This is a genomic window from Prosthecobacter sp., assembly GCF_046154365.1.
Lineage (GTDB): Bacteria > Verrucomicrobiota > Verrucomicrobiia > Verrucomicrobiales > Verrucomicrobiaceae > Prosthecobacter.
On record NZ_JBJXFV010000014.1, the window covers coordinates 1 to 21418 of the forward strand.

Genomic DNA, 21418 nt, shown 5'->3' on the forward strand with positions numbered 1-21418 from the left:
CGCGCTAGGCGCTATCCACAACGCCGCTGATGCGGGCAGTCCGGTGGTGATCGACCTGCATGAGGTGCAGACCGTCGATAGCGGCGGCCTGGGGCTCATGGTGCGGTTGAAGAAGCATGCGACCAGCATGCGCACCTCACTGCGCTTCACCAATCCCAGCCGCGCTGTGCATGATTCGCTGCGACATGCGCAACTGGAGGGCTGGCTGCTCGCGGCATGAACATCGCCCTGTCCACCAGCGTCATCCAGCGCGGCAAGACCGGCGTGGCGCAGTATGTTTTCGCGCTCACGCGCGAGCTGATGCAACTCACCGATGCAGCAAAGTTTCATCTGCTGGTGCTCGAAGAAGATCTGCCGCTATTTGAGTTTGCCCGCGAGAAGATGACGATCGTGCCAGTCGAAGAACGCTGGCGTCCAGCGGTGCGGAACATCTTCTGGCATCAGCAGGTGCTGCCGAAGGTGCTTAAACAGCATGGCATCGACGTGCTGCATGTGCCCAGCTACCGCCGCATGCTGCGCCACGCCCCATGCCGCCTCGTTTCGACGATTCATGACCTCGCGCCGTTTCATGTGAAGAAGAAGTACGACCTCGCCCGCATGATCTATGGCCGTGTGGTGGTGAAACATCTCGCCCGGCGACAAAACGCGATCATTCCAGTGAGCACGAACACCGCACGCGATGTGGAGCGCTTCTTTGGCATCCCGCTGGCGCAGCAGCACATCATTCTCAACGGCATCGACCACGCACGCTTCAATCCGGGTGATCAACCGGCGGCGCGTGCGTTTGCCGCGCAGCGCTGGCGGCTGGAGCAGCCGTTCTTCCTCTATGTTTCACGGCTGGAGCATCCGGCGAAGAATCACACGCGGCTGATCGAGGCCTTCAACTATTTCAAGCAGACCACCGGCTCGCCATGGCAGCTCGTGCTCGCCGGGAGCGACTGGCATGGCGCGGAGCACATCCATGCAGCGGCCAAAGCATCGCCGTTTGCCGCTGACATTCGTCTGCTCGGCTTCGTGGAGGATGCGGTGCTGCCGGATTTGTATCGTGCGGCATCGGCGATGGTCTATCCGTCGTTGTTCGAGGGTTTCGGCATGCCGCCCATCGAAGCAATGGCCTGTGGCTGTCCGGTGATCAGTTCGACTCGTGGTTCGCTGGAAGAAGTCGTCGGCCAGGCCGCGCAGATCGTCGATCCTGATGACGCGCTCGCCATCACCGAGGCGCTGCAAGTCGTCGCCTGCCATCCCGAGCGGCGTGAACAGCTCGTGCGTGCCGGTTTGCAGAACGCGCAACGGTTTGACTGGGCGGACAACGCCCGGCGAGTGATGGATGTGTACTTGAGCGCATAACCATCCCGCAAATGGGGGGGGTTGTGAGCTGGGGTAATGTCATGGAAAGTTGCGGGCAGTACGCACATGACCGAGGCCATGCCCATCACCACCACCGTCACGGCGGCCAGCCCGACGCGCAGTCTAAGCGTGTCTGGGCAGGCCGCCTCGCTGACGTTGTTGGAACCGCCGGAACCGGCGGCCGCAGCGGCCGCAGCGGCCACGCCGGCGTTCAAGCTGCCGTTTGATCCACTGCGGTTGATTGATGCGCTGGTGCGGCGCTGGTGGCTGATGCTGGCAGCGGGTGGGGCCTGCGCGCTGGTGTTGATCGTGGTCGGCCTGTTCCGCTTTGAAACGCTGCACACCGCGCGGTCACAAATCATCAAGCAGGCACTGGCGGCGTCATTCCGGCAATCGGAGTCAGGTGAAACCTTCAAGCCGAATGATCTCTCTGTGCCGACGCTCACCGCACTGATGTATTCCGGCGCGGTCGTTGCGGCGGCCAGCGAGCAACTGAACCACCGCTATGAAGAAGGCACCATCCGCAGCGGCCTCATCGTGGCCGCCGAGCGCAACACGGACATTTTGAACATCAGCATGACCTCCGGCCACAGTGCGGCGGTGGCGCTTGAAATGCTCAAAGCCTACACCGAAGCCGTGCTGCAGCTCTCACGCGATTTGCAGCGCAACGCCGCCACGGAGATGAAGACCTTCCTGCAAAAGCAGATCGAGCGCACCGAAGCGGATCTGGTGAAGGTGAATGAAGAAATGCTGGCCTATGGCCGGGATGCGCAGCTCATCGACGCCGACAAGCAAATGGACGCCTGGCTCGGTGAACTGGGCAATTTCACGCTGAAGTATGAGACGCTGAAGCTCGATCACGAAACGCTCGACGTGCGCATCCAAGGCGTGGAGCGCGAACTGGCGAAAGTGGACACGAATGCCGCCCGCGTGGATGAAGCACGGCGCGAACTGGCCAGTCTGCGGGTGCGCTACACGGACGAGCACCCCAGTGTGATCGAATCACGCGAACGACTCGCCGCCATGCAGCAGCAGGTGGCCGCCGCAGGCACGCACATCGACAGTCCGCCGAAACCGGGCGAGAGCAACGTGGCGGAAAGCCTGTATCTCGAACTCATCCGGCTGCGCGCGGAAAAAACCATGATGGCAGAGCAGTTGGGCAAGCTGGCGATTGTGCGTGACGGCGTGAACCAGCGCCTGGCGCAACTGCCGCGCAAAGCAATGGAATACGGGCGCATCAAATCACGCCAGCAGACGTTGGAGACCTCCCGTTCATTGCTCGCGGGCCGTCAACGCGAGGCGGCATTGTATGAAGAGAATGCGCAAGGCTACTTTCGTTTGTTTGCGATGGCCCGCCCGCAAGATGTGGAATCCGCACGACCGACGAAAAAGCTCGCGCTGGCTGGCATGGGCGGGTTGGCGGCAGGCGTGGGCACTGTGGCGGCGCTGTTGATTGGTTTGACGCTGCTCGACGGGCGCATCCGCAGCGCGGGTGATTTGAAACGTGCCACCGGCGTGCCGGTCATCGGCCTGATGCCGCAGACGCTGCTGGAGAGCGAAGAAGCATGGGCGTTCCGCACCTGGACGCGGCTGCAGCCACTGCTGCTGATCCCAGCCGACGGCGGTGCGATGGTATGCGGCGTGATGCATGCCGGCGAAGCTGCCGCCGCGTGCCGGATGACGCAGCGGCTCGCGCTGGCGGCAGTGCGGCGCGGACTGGGCTGCATCGCGATCACCCACCGGAGCGAAGGCACCACACTGCGGCTGGCGGACGCGGTGTATTTTCCTGAATGCCTGTCACGCGTGGCCCGCGAGCTGCCAGGGAATGTCTGCAGCTTGCGCATCGATGCCGCATGGACCTGGACGCTGGAGCAACGCCAGCAATGGCAGGCGGCGCTGGCACACTGGCGCCTACTGGAAGGCGTCGTTGTGCTCGTCGAGCTGCCGACTGTGACGCAGCCGGAGGCATTGCTGCTGGCAGAGCAATTACCCAACCTCGTCTGGGCGGGTGCAAGCGGCGGCTCGTGTGTGCAACAGGTCAGCGATTCATTGCGCATGTATCGCGACACCGGGTGCCGCCTCGTCGCGGCCATGCTCGACCGCGCCCCCGTGCTGCGGCCGGCCGCGCTCGCACGCTTTGCCGCACTGCTGCTGCTCGGCTTGAGCGCGCCCGCGTTGCAGGCGGAACTCACACTCGGCGCGGGCGATGCCGTGAACATCATGATGCCGGGCTTTGAGGGGCTGGAGCGCAAAGACATCACCATCGGCCCCGATGGTCGGCTGACGTATTTGCAGGCGCGTGACATTCAGGCCGCAGGCTTGAGCGTGGATCAGTTGCGCGAGAAGCTGGGCATCGAATTGAAGCGCTACTACCGCAATGCCCGCGTGGTGGTGACGCCTTCCACGTTTCAAAGCCGCAAGGTTTATGTGCTGGGCAAGGTGGTGAAGAAAGGCGCGATCAATCTCGACCGACCGCTCACCCTTCTCGAAGTCATCGCCGAGGCGGGCGGGCTGGAAACTGGCGTGTACCAACAAAACACCGTGGAGATGGCCGATCTGAGCCGCAGCTTTGTCATGCGCGGCCAGACGCGGCTGCCGGTGAATTTGGAGGCGTTGATGTCGCGCGGTGACATGACGCAGAACGTCCGCATGGAGCCAGGCGATTACTTGTACTTTCCCTCGGCGAACTCGAATGAGATTTACGTCCTGGGTGATGTGAATGCGCAAGGGGCGCAGGGTTTGCTCGCGCATACCTCGGTGCATAGCGCCATTGCACAAGCAGGTGGCTTTACCAGCAAAGCCTACACTGGGCGGGTGCTCGTCATTCGTGGCTCGTTGGAGCAGCCACAACGGATCGTCGTGGACATGAATGACATCATGAATGCACGCACCAAAGGTTTCCGGCTGGAGCCGAAGGACATCGTGTACATCGCGGACCGGCCGTGGGCGCGTGCCGAGGAACTGCTCGACATGGCCATCAACGCCTTCTTGCAAGGCGCGGTGTCCGGCTGGACGCGTGCCCGCGTCGGTCCTTTCATCAGACAGCCAGTGCTGCCGCAGTTGCGGTGAGTTCCCCCACATCTGCGGGGGGTTGTGGGGCGCACTGCATGCTGCGATCTTTTTTACATGTTGTTGGTTCGCCTATGGCCATTTTTACTGCTGAGTTCCTGCGCCCTGCCGGGGGAGCGCACGACGTTTGATGCGCATGAGGCATCCGCCGCGCTGCGGTTTGCGCAGACGCAGCGGCGTGGTGTGATCCAGCCGGAGTGGCTGCAGCCGTCGCAGAAGGCCTATGCGCTGGGACCGGGCGACAAGCTGGAGATGGAAATCCTGGGCGAGAAAGGCACGCGGGCGGAGACGTTTGTGACGCCGGATGCCAAGGTCTATTTTGATCTGATGCCGGGCCTCGATGTGAAGGGCAAGACGACGACGCAACTGCAGCAGGAGATGGAAAAGCTGCTGGTGCAGTACTACCGGCAGCCGCAGGTGGCGGTGACACTTAAAGAGGTGTGCAGCCAGCGCGTGTGGGTGCTGGGCCGCGTGAATGCGCCCGGTGTGTATCCCTTGAAACGTCCGCTGCGGGTGCTCGATGCCGTGACCCTCGCCGGCGGATTGTTCGCTTCCGTACTGGCGGGCACCACCGAGGAACTGGCGGACCTCAAGCACAGCTTCATCATGCGCGGCGGCCAAATGCTGCCGGTGGATTTTCAGCAACTCATTCGCGCAGGCGATCTGTCACAGAACATCTATCTGGAGCCGGATGATTTTATCTACCTGCCGTCGGCGATGGCCAATGAAGTGTATGTGATGGGCGCGGTGAAGACCGCACGCCCCGTTGCCTTCGTGAATGACATGAATCTCGTCGCGGCGATCAGCGGCGGACTCGGCCTGTACCCAGGCGCCGATCTGACGCGGGTGAAAATCATCCGCGGCTCGTTGACGGAACCCAAAATCGCCACGGTGGACGCGCTGGACATCATGAACGGCAAGACAACAAACGTGCGGCTGGAGCCGGGCGACATCGTGTATGTACCGGGCAAAGGCACGATCTCCCCCGGCGGCTATCTGCATGATGCGATGAACACGTTCACACGCCTGGTGGCCGCGAATGAAGGCAACCATGCCGGTGCGCCTGGTGGCTCGCCGATTGGGGTGAATTTGAATCTTGGAGGCCAGAACTGATTTTATGCGCACTGACTCGATTGAACGTCCTATGATACTCGCAAGGCCCAAGAACTCGCCTCTGGAGAAGGAAGCTACGACGGGCAGGCTGCGCCCGCTCATCATCGCTGAAGCGGCGAATCCCTCGCTGACCAGCGCCGCTCTCGTCGGCTGGTCGTGTGCGCGGGCCATCGCGCAGGTGTGCGATGCGCACATCGTGACCGAATGGCGGAACCGGGATGATTTTCTCCGCGCAGGACTGGTGGAGGGCAAGGACTTCACGGCGATCAACAATCGCCGGCTGCAACATCTCGCGTGGAGCCTGGCGACGAAGCTGAGCGGCAAAGGGAACTTCAGTTGGAGCCTGTATGCGGTGCTGTCGAACCTGGTGTATCCGTTTTTTGAGCGGGCGCTGTGGCGTGAGTTCGGGCCGCGGCTGCGAGCGGGTGAATTTGATCTGGTGCATCGCGTGCTGCCGCTGTCGCCGACGACGCCGAGCTGGATCGCACCGAAACTGAAGAAGATCGGCGTGCCGCTGGTGCTGGGGCCGCTGAACGGCGGCGTGCCGTGGCCGAAGGGCTTTGACGACATGCGGAAGCAGGAACGCGATGCGGCAGGACGGCTGCGGGCGTTTTATAAGATGACACCGGGCTTGAAACGCACGCGTGAATGCGCGGCGGCGATCCTGACGGCGTCACGCACGACGTTGAACGAAATTCCTGAGCGACTGCATGAGCGCTGTGTGTTCATGCCGGAGAATGCGGTCGATTTGACGAAATTTCCGCTGGAGGCACGCACCGCGAAGGACGGACCGCTGCGCTTGTCGTTTGTGGGACGGCTGGTGGCGCTGAAGGGTGTCGATATGCTGATCGAGGCGGCAGCGCCGTTGATTCGAGCTGGCAAGGTGACGCTGGACCTCATCGGTGACGGGCCGGAGCGCGAGCGCTTGCAGCAGATGGTGCAAAGCGCCGGGCTGCATGCCGGTGTGCGCATGGATGGCTGGATCGAGCATGCCAAACTCGGTACGCGGCTGCGAGAGAGCGATTTGTTTGTGTTTCCGAGCATCCGTGAGTTCGGCGGCGGCGCGGTGCTGGAGGCGATGGCGCTGGGCATTCCACCGGTGGTGCTGGATCACGGCGGGCCGCCGGAGCTGGTGCCGCCAGGAACCGGCTATGTGCTGCCGATGACAAACCGCACCGAGATCGTGCGTGGTTTGCGCGTGCTGCTGGAGCTGCTGATGGATGACCGCGAGCAACTGGCGGCGACTGGCGTGCGAGCGCAGGAGCATGTGCGTGAGTTTTATGCGTGGGAGGCCAAAGCGGAGCAGATTCGCGAGGTGTACCGCTGGGTCTTGGGCCAACGCGCGACGAAGCCGGACTGGGGCACGCCGATGGGGTTTGCGCCAAGTAGCTTGGCTCTCCAGAGCCGAGTCGAGCGTCCCACGGCACTCGAAAACTTCCAGAACTTGGCGCTGGAGAGCCAAGCTACTGCCTGCCCCGTATGAAGACCGCGTCATCTCCATTTCATATCGCCTCGCTCGATGGTATGCGGGCATTGGCGATCATGATCGTGTTTCTGAGTCACGCAGGGCTGTCGCATGTGGTGCCGGGGCTGTTTGGCGTGACGGTGTTCTTTTTCCTGAGCGGCTACCTAATCACGACGCTGCTGCGCATGGAGTGTGAGCGCACGGGCACTGTGAACATGGGTCAGTTCTTCCTGCGGCGGGCGCTGCGCATCTTGCCGCCGTTTTATCTGGTGCTGGGGGTGATCGCGCTGCTGCACGGCTCCGACTGGCGGGCGTTAACGGCGCAGGCATTGTTCGCGGCGAATGTGTGGGAGATCAGCGGTGGTGTACAACCGCCGGGGACGGAAATTTTGTGGTCGCTGGCGGTGGAGGAGCATTTCTATCTGCTGTTTCCGTTTTTGTATCTAGGGCTGCGGCGCTGGCTGCCGGAGCGGCGGCACCAGTTCATCGCCTTGATGACCATGTGCGCGGCGGTGCTGGCTTGGCGGATGATTTTAGTTCACGGCTTGAGCGCCATTGATCTGCACAGCGGCTCCGCGCATCATCCACGCACCTGCCATGGCACGGACACGCGGCTGGATGGTTTGTTGTTTGGCTGTGCGCTGGCGGTGTGGGGGAATCCAGCGCTGGATGGCACCCGTATCAGCCAGCGTGGCTGGTTGTGGCTAATGTTACCACCGTGCGTGATCGCGCTGCTGGCGAGCTTTGTGGTGCGCGATCCCGCGTTTCGCGAGACGTGGCGCTACACGGTGCAAGGTCTCGCGCTGATGCCGGTGTTCATCGTGGTGATCCGTTTTGCGTCCGCGTGGCCGTTTCGATTCCTCAACTGGGCCTGGGTGCGCCGCGTGGGCGTGCTGTCGTATGCGTTTTATCTCACCCACTCGCTGGTGATCGCACTGGTGAAGAACTGGCTGCCGGGTTCGATGCTGGCGCGCGGTGTGGCGGCGTTTGGGATCACCCTACTGCTGTCCTGGCTGATGCATGTCTTGATTGAGAGGCCCTGCGCAGGATTGCGACGCAGGATTGGCCGCCACGACGATAAAAATTCTGCCGAACACTTGCAGATTCCCCCATGTGACCGGAGCGTACCGTTTGGAACGCCGCCGCAGCATGGACCACCCACACCTCACTCCGCCTTAGCATGACTGCCCAACGTCCCGCCATCCGTGTTGCCTGCGTCGAGGATGATCCTCTGTTTCAGGTGCTGTTGAAAAAACTGCTCGTGCCTGAGCGCGGCTTTGATCTGCTGGGGGTGTTCAAGAACGCCGAGCAGGCCATGTCGCCGCTGCTGGATGCCAAGCCGGAGGTGGTGCTGCTGGATGTGGGACTGCCCGGCTGGACCGGAATCGACTGCCTGTGCGTGCTGGGCGTGAACATGCCGACGACGGCCTTTGTGATGCTGACGGGCGAGAATGCGCCGCAGCAGGTGTTTGCGGCATTGAAGGCCGGTGCGTGCGGCTACCTGCTGAAAACCGCGCCAACGGAGCATCTGCTCGATGGCGTGCGTGCGGCCTCGTCCGGCGGTGGACCGCTCAGCCCGGAGATTTCACGAATGGTGATCTCGTCGTTTCATGAAAAGATCACGACTGGCAAAGTGCGCGTGCCGGGCATCACCCCGCGTGAGGCAGAACTGCTGAACCTGTTTGTGCAGGGCATGAGCGCCAAGGAGGCGGCCTTCGAGATGAAGATCAGCTACGAAACGGTGCGCGATTACTTGAAGACGATCTACCAGAAGCTCAATGCGCGCTCACGCACGGAGGCGGTGCTGAAGTTCATCCAGCTACAGCAGAAAGCGGCGGCGCTGAACTGAGCTGAGCTGAGCTGCGCAGCTTGGCTTTTGCTTCGCAGCCAGAGCCGAGATCAAACGGCCCACGACACTCGCAAGGCCCCAGATCTCGCCGCTGGAGAGGCAAGCTACTTTCGGCGGCGCTGCGCGCACAAAACGAGCAGCGCACACAGCGAGAGCAAGGCAGAACCGGGTTCAGGCACCGTGACGGTGAAGTCGAAGGTGTCGAGATAGGATTTGCCGAGGCCGTGGTCGTCGCTGGAGCCGGCGCCTTCGGGATCGGTGTAGGTGGTGAGGGTGATATTGCCAAACGCACCAGCGAGCGGGGTGGCAAAGGCGGCGCGAGTCACGAGGGGGTGCAAGAGGCCGTCGAGTGCTGAACCATACATGAGATCGAAAGTCTGATCGGCGAAATGCATGGTGAGCTGGACATTGTCAAAACTGTCGTGGCTGGCGAGCACGCCAGTGTCCACCCAGGTGCTGTTGGCATAGTAGCGCACATGCTGGAGATCATCGATGCCGATGTTCACCGCCGACTGCGTGTAATCACCACCGATACCGATGGCCAGCATGACTTGCTGATTGTCCACAAAGGACAACTGCGCACCACCCTGCACCGGTTGGCGGAATTGCGCCCCAACGGCAAGCTGGAAGCTCAGGCTTACATCTTGTTCACCAATCGCAAACGGGTTGATGCCTTTGAGATCATCGCTGTCCACGCTGTAGGTCCATTGGGCATTGAAGGCACCGGTGACCCCATAATTCTGTCCTTGATCCAGCCGGTTTTCACTGGCGCGAATGGCGAGCAGACCGCCGGAGCCGTAAGGATTGAAGTGGCCAGAGAGGTAAGTCGCGTCCGCATTGGATGATGCGTCCCAGAGTTTATACCGGCCCTGGGTACCAGCGCCGTAGATGTTGCGCCAGAGGCCGGTGTTGTCGGCAATGTCGCTCAGCGTGCCGGTGGCACCTGCATTGTAGAGCTGCACCTCGGGGCCGACGTAGCGACCGAGAAACGGCGGGTAATGTGCAAGTGCCGTGCCGACATCGCTGGTGGCATAACCATCCGCCACTTCAAAGCCACCGAGATAGGCCGAAGCCCCCGACGGTATCAGCAGGCAGCAGAGCAGAAGGAAGGTGGAGGTGGAGGTGGAGGTGTTGATTGTACGAAGCATGGCGTGCTGGTAATTAAACCCTCGGTGAACTGAATAAAACCCCTGCAATTGGGGGGACAGCAATGTGCTGCGCAGTTTGGCGAGGGCGTTATAGTTTCGCCGAACATGCCACTACATCGCTCATGAGTCTCGTCACGACCACCCCCACACTCGTCGTCAACACGCCGGCTGAAATCACGGTGGTGAACGCCAGTTTTGTCAAAAAGCACCTGCAGTCCGCTTTGACCGCAGCGCATTCACGCGTGGACCTGCATATGCAGAACACCCGTTTCATCGACTCCAGCGGCCTGGGCATCCTGGTGTACTTGCACAAGCTGATGAGCGCACGCGACGGCTGCGTGCGGCTGCTGCATCCGGCCCGCAGCGTGTTGCAGGTGCTGGAACTCACGCGTATGAGCCATCTGTTTGAAATTCTCCGCTGACATCATGCCACACACTCCTCCCGAGGGCGCGATTTTTGAAACCGGATGCCATCTGCATGGCGCACGGGAGATGGCGCGTTCGGTGCGGGTGTTTTTGGAGCGCCATGGGCTGAACGAGCAGTACGCGTCTGAATGGGAACTGGTCACCGCAGAGGCCGCGATGAATGCCGTGGAAAATCGCCCCGCGCACAAGCTGGCGGAAGCCGATGTGCTGCGCGTGATGGTCAATGTGTGGCCGGATGCCGTGGAAGTCTGCGTGGATGATCAGAACAATCACTTCACCTTCCCCGTCGATCCGCATCTCCCCAGCGATGACAGTGAAGGCGGACGCGGCCTGTTCATCATCTCGCAGCTCACCGATTCCGCACGCTATCTGCGCGGTGCTTCCGGCAACTCGCTCGTGATGCGCCGCAGCAGGCACAACACTGGCAACATGCAGGACGTACAGCGCGGCGACAGCCTGGAGACCACGCTGGACATGATGACGGAGGAACTGGGTGCCACTTATGAGAGCCTGTGCTCCATCTTTCGCTTCAGCAAGGAGTTCGGCGAGACGGATGACGTGCCGGGCTGCATCAGCCGCTGGCTGCATGAGCTGCTGCGCATCACCGGAGCCACCTGGTTCCTCATGCGCCGGCATCAGCGTGAGGACAACAGCCTGCGGGTGCTGGCGTCATCCATGCATGAGGCACAAGCGGCAGCCGAGGTGTTGTTCCTCGCGGAAGACGCCGCAGCCTCGGTGGAAACAAACGCCGCGCATCTGCGCAGCGAGGTGTGGTTCGACAACTGCACCAGCGCTGCGCTGATGGAGCCACTCACCGAAGTTTTCGGCGATCCTGTGTCAGGCATCGCCTGTCCGGTGCAGGTCTCCGGCCAACTCTTTGGCGTGCTGACACTCGGCTACACCACACCGACCTGCTCGCTCAATGCCCGCGACACGCGTGTGGTGCGCACCTTTGCCGATTTCCTCGCGATCCAGCTCAGTCATGATCAAGCACAGCAGGAGGCCATCCGCTCGCGGCTGCTGCATCGTGACATCGCCTTCGCGGCGGAGATGCAGCGTTCACTGCTGCCGCGCTCATTTCCCGCCGTCCCCGGCTTCACCTGTTCTGCGATGTTGCAACCCGCACAGTCAGTAGGCGGTGACTTCTATGATTTTCTGCCGCTGGATGATCTGGGCACGCTGTTCGTCATCGCCGATGTGATGGGCAAAGGCCCCGCCGCCGCGCTCTTTGCCATCATGTTCCGCACGCATCTGCACACGCAGGCACGCCATGCCGCCACACCGGGGAAACTGCTGGCTCGATTAAACACGATGTTGTTCAAGGATCTCGACAGCACCGATATGTTTGTCAGCGCGCAGCTCGCATGGCTCGATCATGCCACGGGCAGCATCACCATCGCCTCCGCTGGGCATTGCCCCGCGCTCATCGTGGATCGGCATGGGCATCAGGTCACCGAAGCACGGTGCGAGGGGCCGCCGCTCGGCATTGATAAAAATGCCGTGTTTGCCGAGATCACGCTGCAGGCAGACCAAGCCTGCCACATCATCATGCTCACCGACGGCGTCACCGACGCCCGCAATCCGCTGGGCGAGATGCTGGGCAAAGAAAGTATCGTCTCCTGCCTCACGCAGTTCGCCTCACGCACGGGCGATGCGGCGCAATTGCAGGAATCTCTGCTCGCTGTCATCACCGATCATGTGCAAGACGCCCCGGCGGCGGATGACATCACGCTGGTCATCGTCAGCCGTGATCTGCCGGTGACGCCGAGCGCAGCGTCCTCCACCTTCACCCCATGCATGTCATGATGAAGGTCGCCTCCATTCTCGTCGCCGACGATCACGCGCACATCCGGCGGTTGGTGCAGCAAAGCCTGAAGCGTGGCGGCTATGAGCGCTTCTCGTTTGCCACCACGGGCAACGAAACGCTGCTGCTCGCACGCACCGTCGCGCCGGACATCATCATCCTCGACTTCGACATGCCGGAACTCGACGGTCTGGCCGCGCTGTATGAGCTGCGCGCCGATCCCCTCACCCAGCGCATCCCCGTCATCATGATGAGTGGTTATGCCGAGTTTCACACCTGTCTCGATGCCCGCCGCATGGGCGCAAACCAGGTGCTGCCCAAGCCCTTCGCGCCATCCCTGCTGCTCGATCTCGTGCGCGCGGCTTTGGCTGCGTAGCTTGGCTCTCCAGCGCCGAGTACTGGAAGTGTCGGCAGCCGCTTGTGCTTGCGGATCGTCATTGAACTCGGCGCTGGAGAGCCAAGCTACGACGCCGCGTCATCTCCATGCCCGAGGCCATGCCGGCGAGCATCAGCCAGTGCGAGAGGTTCTTCGTCTGCGTCAAAATGCGCTCCACCGTGCCGTGCTGATAACAGATCGCCAGCGCCACGAAAATGCTGAAAGCCACATAGCCCATGAGGCTTTTGCCGCCGTGCAGCCAGGCCCGCAGCGCGCACCACAGCGTCGCTGCGGCAAACATCAGGAACAAACCCCAGCCCAGCCAGCCGTTCTCCGCCAGCAGCAGCCAGTACAAGCTCTCGGTCAACGGATTCGCCCAGTACAATTCATCCACGATGGCGAAACCACGGCTCGCATCCCATTCCTCCAGCACTTCGCTATATTTCGCGCCACGCGGGCGGCTGTTGGCGATGCCGTAGTTGTTCCAGCCGATGCCGAGCAGCGGATAATCGTGCAGCATCGCCTTGCACTGGCGGTTGAGCACCGGACGCAGATCCTCCGCGTTTTCCGCCTGGCTCTCCTTCACCTCCTTCAGCCGTGAATTGAGCGAGTCCATCGCAAACAGCATCACCAAGACCGCGCCACAGGCTCCCAGGATCGAGCACACAGTCGTGCGCGTCCCTGGTCCTTTGATCCACGCCAGGAACAGCACCAGTCCCGCGCCCGCCGCATACGCCGCCAGCGCCGCGCGTGACACGGACAGGATCACACACAGCCCCGCCGCACCAAACGCCGCCAGCAACAGCCATAGCAGCCGGCCTTGAATGTCTTTATGCAACGCCGCCGCGAACACCAGACACGCGCTCATGTAAGCCCACATCGACATCGGATTCTGATGCTCAAACCAGCCCTGAATCTGAAACATGCCGTCCAGGTAGCGCATCTTCATGCAGATCCAGCCTTGCAGCACCATGCTGGCCGCGAGACCGATCAACGCCGCGCGCAGATCCTTTTCATCCCGCAAAAACACCGCCGCCGCCACGAAGATGAGCACACCTTTGCCAAAGCGTGAGAACGCCATCAGCACATACGTCGGCTCCCAGGCGTTCACGATGGAGAGCAGCCCGGTGAAGGCCCAGCACAGATACAGCCATGTCCCCGGCGGCAGCCCCTTGCGCACCGGCGCTCCCGGCTCACGCGGACTGCGGCTCACCGCGATGATCAGCGCGATGGCAAACACCTCGATCAACGAAATCTCGTAGCCCTTCGTATGACCGCGATACTTCTCGATGCTGCCGATCATCATCATGAATTTACCCGGCTGGAGCGACGGCATGAAAATCATCAAACCGAACAAACCGCGCTGCCACGAACGTCGCGTCGCCAGCACCATGCCCAGCAGCGGCCCCAGGCCGCCGTAGAGGAACAAGGCCAGCAGAATCTTCAAAACGTCTTTCACCCCGGCACTAAACCGCGCCCACGGGTGGTCTCACGGCCCCCAATTGCGGGGGGTTCAATTTTCAGCCCGCGCGCTTACCCTTACGCCCACCCCCACCATTGCTATGCGCCCCACCATCGGCTGCCTCATTCGTTTCAAAGACTCCGCCACCACGCTCCCGCGCGTGCTAGAGCGCCTGCAGGCGCAGACCATCCGTCCCACGGTCATTCTCGGCGTGGACAGCGGCAGCAGCGACGGCTCCGCTGAACTCATCAAAGCCGCTGGCGGTGAGGTCATTTCATGGCATGCGGCCTACAATCATCCAGCCGTCATCAATTTCGGCATCCAGCACCTGCACACCGATTTCGTTCTCATCCTCAGCTCCCACACCACGCTCGAAGACGATGACGCCCTCGAACGCATGGCCGGTACGCTTGAAGATCCGCGGGTCGCCTGCGTCAGTGCGAAATGGGACGATGATCCCTTCTACAGCGACCGCATCGCCTGGGATGAACTGCGCACGAAGGGCCTCAAGTTCTGCTCCATCTTCAGCAACAGCATGGGCATGATCCGCCGCGAATCCTGGGTGGTCACGCCCTTTGATGAAACCCTCGCCACCGCCGAAGACTATGCCTGGGCCGTCGAGCAAGTGAAACGCGGTCGCGTCTGCCGCCGCCTCGGCCTGCACTTCAATTACCAGCGCAGCGGTCACAATCGCAACGGTGAGTTCGCCAACATTGTTTTCCAGATTGCGCGACATCACAAACTGGGTGTTGCCTGGCTCGGCGTGCGCCGCAGCCTGACGCAGTGGCTTACCGGCATCTTCTCACGTCGGCAGACCCCGCACTACGCTCATCTCAAGGCTTGGTTCGGACAGTTTATCGCGGACACCACTCTCATTATCGGCATCGAGACGCCACGCCACCAATCAGTATCACCGATGCTCAAGACCCCCGTCTGCTGATGGGCAACGCGCAGCTCACCTCCCCTCGCCGCCACCCTTTCTGCAGTTCGCGGTGCCATTCAATTTAAGGCTGCGAGGCGACAGACCCAGCCAACCGGTATCGTCTAAGCATTGTGCAGCTTTTACGATGAGATTTCCTGTCCGAAATCTGCGCCTCACGACCTCTTTCTGTCATGCACCAGCCAGCCCTCGTTCCGCACCACGAACTCCTCACCAACCGCCGTGACTTCCTCCGCCGTGGCGGTGCGGGCTTCGGCACGCTGGCGCTGTCCGCACTCATGGGCGAATCCCCGCTCATGGCGGCGCTGGGCGACACCGGTGGCAAAGCCGCCACACCGCAGGCCTCGAAGCTCGCGCACAAGTCCGGCAAGGCGAAGAGCGTGATCTTCCTCTTCATGGAGGGCGGCCCCAGCCACATCGACTTGTTTGATCCGAAACCCCTGCTGCGACAGCTCGCCGGGCAGTCGTTGCCCGACAGCTTCGGCACGATCATCACCGCCATGGGCGAAAGCCGTGCGCCACTGCTCGCGGACAAACGTGAGTGGCAGCAGCACGGCCAAAGCGGCCTGTGGATCTCCGACTGGCTGCCGCACACCGCGCAGCTTGCCGATGACCTCTGCGTCGTGCGTTCCTGCGTCTCCAATGGCATCAATCACGCCGGCGGCGTGTGCCAGATGAACACCGGCAGCGTCTTCGGCGGCCGCCCTTCACTCGGCTCATGGGTGAACTACGGTCTCGGCACCGAAAACCGCAACCTGCCCGCCTTTGTCGTCATCAAAGACACCGAAATGCAAGTCGTGAACGGCGTGCGCAACTGGGGTGCCGGCTTCATGCCCGCCACCTATCAAGGCGTCGAATTCGAAGGCGGCGTCACCCCGATCTCCAATCTCGCCACGCCGAAGGGCATCACCGAAGCACGCCAACAGGGCAAGCTCGGCTTCCTTAACAAACTCAATCGCGACTTCGGCACCTCCCGCACCGACAACACCGAACTCGACGCCCGCATCCGTGCCTACGAACTCGCTTTCCGCATGCAGTCGGAGGCCCCCGAGGCCGTCGATCTGCGCGGCGAGTCTGCGGCCATCAAACAACTCTACGGCATCGACGATCCCAAGACCGAGGTCATGGGCCGCAACTGCCTCCTAGCCCGCCGCCTTGTCGAACGCGGCGTGCGCTTCGTTCAGCTCTACCACGGCTCCGGCAGCAAGTGGGACGCACACGACAAGATCGAAGCCAACCACACCAAATACTGCGGCGAGCAGGACAAGCCCGTCGCCGGCCTGCTGCGCGATCTCAAATCACGCGGCCTGCTCGATGAAACGCTCGTCATCTGGGGCGGCGAATTCGGCCGCACGCCGATGAGCGAGAAAGGTGATGGCCGCGACCACAACCCCACCGGCTTCACCATGTGGATGGCCGGTGGCGGCGTCAAAGCCGGCACCACCGTCGGCAGCACCGACGACCTCGGCCTTCGTGCTGTCGAAGACAAGCTCCACGTCCACGACCTCCACGCCACCATCCTGCACCTGATGGGCATCGACCACACGCGTCTCGTGTACACGCACAAAGGCCGCCCCGAGCGCATCGACATGAACGAGGGCAATCCGTACACGCAGATCCGGGCGTGATGGTCTCCCATCGCATCACTTCAGCTTCACGCGCAGCATCGGGGCCGAGCGCGTCCCGTTCTCCTTCGTCGCAAACGCATGCACTAGGCCGCTGTCCTGCGTCTCATTCGTCTCACGGCAGATGATCAGCGTGGCGATCTGATTCGTGTCAGCCGCCAGGAATTCAGCCAGTTCTTTACCGCGCAGCTTGCGCGTGCCGCGATTGATCCCCTGCTCGATTTCAAACCTGCCCAGCAGCTTCACCTTGCCTGCTTCCGGCAACTGCCGCTCAACCTGCGCTGGATCATGCGCCGGCGCCTGCTGCCAGTTCAAGCCGCCCTCTTCCCACGCATCCGCAGCCTCATCCAGCACGCCATACACCGCGAAGATGCTGTCCGGCACGAAGCTGGCGAATCCCAGCTCGCTCGGCTCAATGGTAAGCACGATCTCCGCAGCTTCGATGGTGCGGCCCGCGAACTTGCTCAAGTCGAAGGCGAGGTAGCCCTTGCGGTTCAGATCCGGCTTGGTTTCACGACTGCGCTTCACCCGCATAAACGGATGCTGGCCGAAATCCCCGGCGGTCTTCATCGTGGACTGAATGTAGCTGTCCTTGCCACGACCAAACGCCGTCGTGATCGCCTGCCAGCCATCACCGGCATCCATCACGATGGCGGGCTGCCAGCGGCTCGGTTCAGGATCATCGCCACCAACAGGATTGAGCAGGCTCTGCGACCAGCCACGATCCACACGCTGGCCTTTTTCGAGCTTCTTGGTCGCCGCACCGGATTTGTCGTCCACTTCGACGAGACCTTCCAGCACCTGCACCATGTACTTGCCGTCTTCACCGGCGCTGAGGCCAAATCGCGTGCCCCAGTCGATCACCTTCGCGTCTTTCGTGTCGATGCTGAATCCCTTCGCCTGCGGCGGCACTTCCGCGACGAGCGTGCCGCGGCGTAGCTTGCAATTCATCGCGTCGAGCACTTCCACCGTGGCCGGAGCTTCGAGGACGAGTTCCGCACCACTGTCGAAGCGCAGCACGGCCAAGCCTTCGATCAAATCGAGCACGCCTGGCTGCAAACGTGCGCCTTCCACCGTCGGCAAGCTGCTCCCGGCCCACTGGCACTGCTGCGCACGGATCAACGTCGCCACCGTGCCATCGCGGCGGCTTTGAATCCAAATCACAGCGAACGTGATGCACGCTGCCGCAGCCGCGGTGATCGCATGACGCCACCACACTGGCTGCGCAGTCGATTTTGTCTCTGAAACGGCCTGCGGGTGCCACGAATCGTCAAAACACAGCTCCGCACGCTGATGCAGCGCTTTGGCGAAAAAAGCGCGTGCCGCCGCGTTGTCGCGCAGTTCGGCTTCCAGCGCGGAAACTTCCTCCGCGCTGAGTTTTTCGTCCGCATAACGCTCGGACAGCTCCAGCAGTCGAAATTGATCAGCAGGCTTCATGCTTCGGCTCCTTCCAGTTTGAGTTCTTTCTCCACACAGGTCAGCAAGCTCATGCGAATGCGGCTCAGCGCCCGATAAACGGCGCCAGCCGTGCTGCGAATGCGTTCGGCCACGCCATCGATCTCCAGGTCTTCATAATAGCGCAGCGTCACAAGCTGGCGGTGTGCGGCGGGCAATTTCGTCACGCAAGTGCGCAGCGCATCGCGGCGGCGATCACCGCTGTCGCTGAGCTTGGAGACTTCGTCGTGCAGCAGTTCAAGGATTTCAGCACTCAGCGGCGTCGCCTCGCGCTTTTTCTGCCGGCGATGCGTCAGCACCTGATGAAACGCCGTCTTCCGCGCCCAGGCCAGGAAGTTCGTGCCCGTCTCGAACTGATCAAAGCAGCGCCACAGGATCATCTTCGTCTGCTGCAAAATGTCATCCGCATCATGCGGCTGCGGCACCATGCCATAGACATAAACCCCCAGCGCACGGTCATGGTGCGTGAGCAGTTCGAGGAATTCCTGGGTGCGGTCGGAGTCAGGCATGGCGTGGAAACATCGCGGAAGTGGCAGTCGTACTCAAGAGGCCGCTGCGGCAGGGCTTTGGACAGAAAAAATCGTGTCCAAAAGGCCCTGCGCGGCACACTCTATTGCCAGCACCATGATTCGCGCCCTTTTCCTCATCACCGCTACCGCCGCCGTCGCTGCCCCGAACGCGGAGTCGCTCAAGTTCTTTGAGAAGGACGTGCGGCCGCTGCTGGTCGAGTCCTGTCACGAATGCCACAGCGCGCAGAAGCACAAAGGCGGCCTGCGGCTCGACAACCTGCCCTACATCCTGCAAGGCGGCGAAACCGGCCCCGCCATCGTGCCGCACCAGCCGGATGCCTCGCTGCTCATCAAACTCGTCAATTACGAAGATCCCGACATGGAGATGCCGCCAGATGGCAAGCTCAGCTCGGCGAAGATCGAGATTTTGAAAAAATGGATCGCCATGGGCGCTCCGTGGCCCGAAGCGGAAGTCGCGGCGGCCAAACCTTCACGTAAACCCGGCGACATCACCGATGACGACAAGAAGTGGTGGTCCTTTGTGCCGGTGAAGCGGCCCAAAGTGCCGGAGATCAAAAGTGCTCAGTTCTCAGTGCTCAGTGCTCAGTCGCCGAAACTGAGCACTGAGCACTCCGCACTGAGTACTTCTCCCATCGACCGATTTATCTGGGCCAAGCTCATCGAAAACGGCCTCCAGCCTTCGCCTGCCGCTGATCCGGTGTCGTTCATTCGACGTGCCACCTTTGATCTCACCGGCCTGCCACCCACACCGGAGGATGTCGCTGCGTTTGTGCATGAGTCCTATACGTCGAATAGGTCCTATGAGACCTATGCGAAGCTCATCGACCGCCTGCTCGAATCCCCGCGCTACGGCGAACGCTGGGCGCAGCATTGGCTCGATCTCGTGCGCTACGCGGAGAGCGAAGGCTACCGCCTCGACGCCTACCGGCCGAATGTGTGGCCGTATCGTGATTACGTCGTGCGCTCGCTCAACCACGACAAGCCGTATGACCAGTTCGTGCGCGAGCAGCTCGCGGGTGATGAAATGCTTTACGCCAAAGGCAAAACCGTGCCGGAAACCGCTGATGATCTCGATTTGCTCACCGCCACCGGCTTCCTGCGCCACACGATCTACGAATACAACCAGCGCGACTCCGAAGGCCAGTGGAAGCTCATCATGAACGAAGTCACCGACGTGACCGCCGATGTCTTCATGGGCATGAGCGTGCAGTGCGCGCAGTGCCACGACCACAAGTTCGATCCCATCCTGCAAAAGGACTATTACCGCCTCCAGGCCTTCCTCACCAATATCACCTGGGCGGAGGACAAACCCTTCGCCACGCAGGCGCAGATCGACGAATACGCTGCCAAACTCAAAGCCTGGGAGGAAGCCACGCAGGAACCGCGCACTGTCATCGACGCCATCGTTGAACCGAAAATCACGGGTGCGCAAAAAAGTGCGGTGACGAAGTTCCCCGAGGAAATTCAGGTCATGTTTGCCAAGACACGCGAGCAGCGCACGCCGTATGAGGAGCAAATCGTGCAGTTGGCGGGACGACAGGTCTATTATGAGCGCGAGCGGTACAAGGCGGACAAATTGAAGGAACCCGAAGCCACGCAGTATCGTGAAGCGCAGGCCAAGCTGGCCGAATTCGCCCACCTGAAGCCCAAACCGCTCATTCCCACGCTCGCCGTCGGTGAAACCGGCCCGCAAGCACTGCCTGCCAAGTTTGCCTCACGCAAGGCCGGCGAAGTAAGCACCGCGCCCGGTTTCCTGACGATTCTCGATCCTAAAGACGCCGCAATCCCTGCTCCCAAACCGGATTCCTTGACCAGCGGACGCCGCACGGTGCTGGCAAACTGGCTCACCAGCCCGCAGAACCCGCTCACCGCCCGCGTGATCGTAAACCGCGTGTGGCAGTATCATTTTGGCAAAGGCATCACCACCACCGCGAGCGACTTCGGCCGTCTCGGCGACAAGCCTTCACATCCTGAGCTGCTCGAGTGGCTGACGAGCGAGTTTATCAAAGGAGGATGGAAGCTCAAGAATCTGCATCGGCTGATCATGAATTCGCAGACTTACAGGCAGAGTGCTCAGTCTGACTCCAAGGATGCGAAAGCTGATACTAAACACTCGGCACTGAGCACTGAGCACTTGCAGAACGCACTCCGCATCGACCCAGACAACCGCCTCCTCTGGCGCTACAGCCCGCGTCGTCTCGATGCGGAGCAGGCACGCGATTCTATGCTCGCGGCCAGTGGCGAACTTGATCTTACGATCGGTGGCGAAGGCGTGGAGAAGTCCAAGCCGCGCCGCAGCCTCTACCTGCGCAAAATGCGCAACACGCCGGATGATTTCCTTGCCAGTCTCGACTCGCCACCCGGCTTCCAGAGCACACCGGAGCGTCAGAGCACCACCACCGCCACGCAAAGCCTCCTCATGGTCAATGGCGACTGGCCGCTCGACCGCGCCCGCGCCATGGCGGCCCGCTTGATCAAAGAAGAACCCAAGGACGATGTGAAACGCATCGCCAGTGCCTACGCGCTCGCCTTTTCACGCCAGCCCACGAAATCGGAAGCCGCCGCCGCACTCGAGTTCCTCAAATCACAACGCGCCATACTTCAACGCGAGGCCCCGCCGCCACCGCCCGTCGTCACACCACTCGCAGATGCGCAAAAGTTCTTCGGCCCAAATCCAGCGGCACGGACGACCAAGACCTTCCTGCTTCAACCCGGCACAGCGAATGAAAAACTGCGCGTGAATCTCGAGGGCAAAACGGAGGGCGAGCAGTTCGCCATCGAGGCCGTCGTGCAGCTCAACTCGCTCTAT

17 protein-coding genes are annotated in these 21418 nt (G+C 61.7%); 13 read left to right on the forward strand and 4 right to left on the reverse strand.

Features of this window, described 5'->3' with window-relative positions:
* From ACKVY0_RS01840 to ACKVY0_RS01870, 7 genes are all read left to right on the forward strand, one after another.
* The coding region (locus ACKVY0_RS01840; protein ID WP_409213080.1) for an STAS domain-containing protein at positions 1–220 on the forward strand (220 nt) is incomplete at its 5' end.
* Positions 217–1347 (forward strand): glycosyltransferase family 4 protein, encoded by a 1131-nt coding sequence (locus ACKVY0_RS01845; RefSeq protein WP_409213081.1) that lies wholly within the window; start codon positions 217–219, stop codon positions 1345–1347. The genes ACKVY0_RS01840 and ACKVY0_RS01845, both read left to right, overlap by 4 nt.
* Positions 1348–1425: 78 nt before the next feature.
* Positions 1426–4416, forward strand: a complete 2991-nt coding sequence (locus ACKVY0_RS01850; RefSeq protein ID WP_409213082.1) for an SLBB domain-containing protein — start codon at positions 1426–1428, stop codon at positions 4414–4416.
* Between the two features lie 57 nt (positions 4417–4473).
* Complete coding sequence (locus ACKVY0_RS01855; RefSeq protein ID WP_409213083.1) at positions 4474–5529, forward strand: polysaccharide biosynthesis/export family protein; 1056 nt, start codon at positions 4474–4476, stop codon at positions 5527–5529.
* A 31-nt stretch (positions 5530–5560) separates the two neighbouring features.
* A complete protein-coding gene (locus ACKVY0_RS01860; RefSeq protein ID WP_409213084.1) occupies positions 5561–7012 on the forward strand; it encodes a glycosyltransferase family 4 protein in 1452 nt (483 codons plus the stop codon).
* Entirely contained in the window at positions 7009–8178 is a 1170-nt protein-coding gene (locus tag ACKVY0_RS01865) for an acyltransferase family protein (protein ID WP_409213085.1), read from the forward strand. Before ACKVY0_RS01860 ends, ACKVY0_RS01865 begins: the two co-directional genes overlap by 4 nt.
* Positions 8175–8843, forward strand: coding sequence for a response regulator (locus ACKVY0_RS01870; RefSeq protein ID WP_409213086.1), 669 nt, complete (start codon positions 8175–8177; stop codon positions 8841–8843). The genes ACKVY0_RS01865 and ACKVY0_RS01870 overlap by 4 nt, the downstream gene beginning before the upstream one ends.
* A gap of 104 nt (positions 8844–8947) precedes the next feature.
* On the opposite strand, the gene ACKVY0_RS01875 is transcribed toward ACKVY0_RS01870, so the two are convergent.
* Positions 8948–9991 (reverse strand): hypothetical protein, encoded by a 1044-nt coding sequence (locus ACKVY0_RS01875; protein ID WP_409213087.1) that lies wholly within the window; start codon positions 9989–9991, stop codon positions 8948–8950.
* A 122-nt stretch (positions 9992–10113) separates the two neighbouring features.
* Here ACKVY0_RS01875 and ACKVY0_RS01880 point away from each other — a divergent pair, with 122 nt between their 5' ends.
* The 3 genes from ACKVY0_RS01880 to ACKVY0_RS01890 are packed head-to-tail and all read left to right on the forward strand — an operon-like array spanning position 10114 to position 12597.
* On the forward strand, positions 10114–10413 hold the full coding sequence (locus tag ACKVY0_RS01880) for an STAS domain-containing protein (RefSeq protein ID WP_409213088.1): 300 nt from the start codon (positions 10114–10116) through the stop codon (positions 10411–10413).
* A 4-nt stretch (positions 10414–10417) separates the two neighbouring features.
* Positions 10418–12223 (forward strand): SpoIIE family protein phosphatase, encoded by a 1806-nt coding sequence (locus tag ACKVY0_RS01885; protein ID WP_409213089.1) that lies wholly within the window; start codon positions 10418–10420, stop codon positions 12221–12223.
* Positions 12220–12597 carry a response regulator gene (locus ACKVY0_RS01890; RefSeq protein ID WP_409213090.1) on the forward strand — a complete coding sequence of 126 codons (378 nt, stop codon included), beginning with the start codon at positions 12220–12222 and terminating at the stop codon, positions 12595–12597. The genes ACKVY0_RS01885 and ACKVY0_RS01890 overlap by 4 nt, the downstream gene beginning before the upstream one ends.
* Before the next feature lie 58 nt (positions 12598–12655).
* Here ACKVY0_RS01890 and ACKVY0_RS01895 read toward each other — a convergent pair whose 3' ends face one another.
* Entirely contained in the window at positions 12656–14056 is a 1401-nt protein-coding gene (locus ACKVY0_RS01895) for an O-antigen ligase family protein (protein WP_409213091.1), read from the reverse strand.
* Between the two features lie 103 nt (positions 14057–14159).
* Between ACKVY0_RS01895 and ACKVY0_RS01900 the strand changes: the two genes are divergently transcribed.
* Both ACKVY0_RS01900 and ACKVY0_RS01905 read left to right on the forward strand, forming a co-directional pair.
* Positions 14160–14999, forward strand: coding sequence for a glycosyltransferase family 2 protein (locus ACKVY0_RS01900; protein ID WP_409213092.1), 840 nt, complete (start codon positions 14160–14162; stop codon positions 14997–14999).
* Between the two features lie 173 nt (positions 15000–15172).
* The gene (locus tag ACKVY0_RS01905) at positions 15173–16627 is read left to right on the forward strand and encodes a DUF1501 domain-containing protein (RefSeq protein ID WP_409213093.1); all 1455 of its coding nucleotides are present in this window, start codon (positions 15173–15175) and stop codon (positions 16625–16627) included.
* Positions 16628–16642: 15 nt separating this feature from the next.
* Here ACKVY0_RS01905 and ACKVY0_RS01910 read toward each other — a convergent pair whose 3' ends face one another.
* Together ACKVY0_RS01910 and ACKVY0_RS01915 are read right to left on the reverse strand one after the other, a co-directional pair.
* A complete protein-coding gene (locus ACKVY0_RS01910; RefSeq protein WP_409213094.1) occupies positions 16643–18061 on the reverse strand; it encodes a FecR domain-containing protein in 1419 nt (472 codons plus the stop codon).
* Positions 18058–18588, reverse strand: coding sequence for a sigma-70 family RNA polymerase sigma factor (locus ACKVY0_RS01915; protein ID WP_409213095.1), 531 nt, complete (start codon positions 18586–18588; stop codon positions 18058–18060). Before ACKVY0_RS01915 ends, ACKVY0_RS01910 begins: the two co-directional genes overlap by 4 nt.
* A 115-nt stretch (positions 18589–18703) precedes the next feature.
* Here ACKVY0_RS01915 and ACKVY0_RS01920 point away from each other — a divergent pair.
* On the forward strand, positions 18704–21418 hold a 2715-nt coding region (locus ACKVY0_RS01920; RefSeq protein ID WP_409213096.1), incomplete at its 3' end, for a PSD1 and planctomycete cytochrome C domain-containing protein.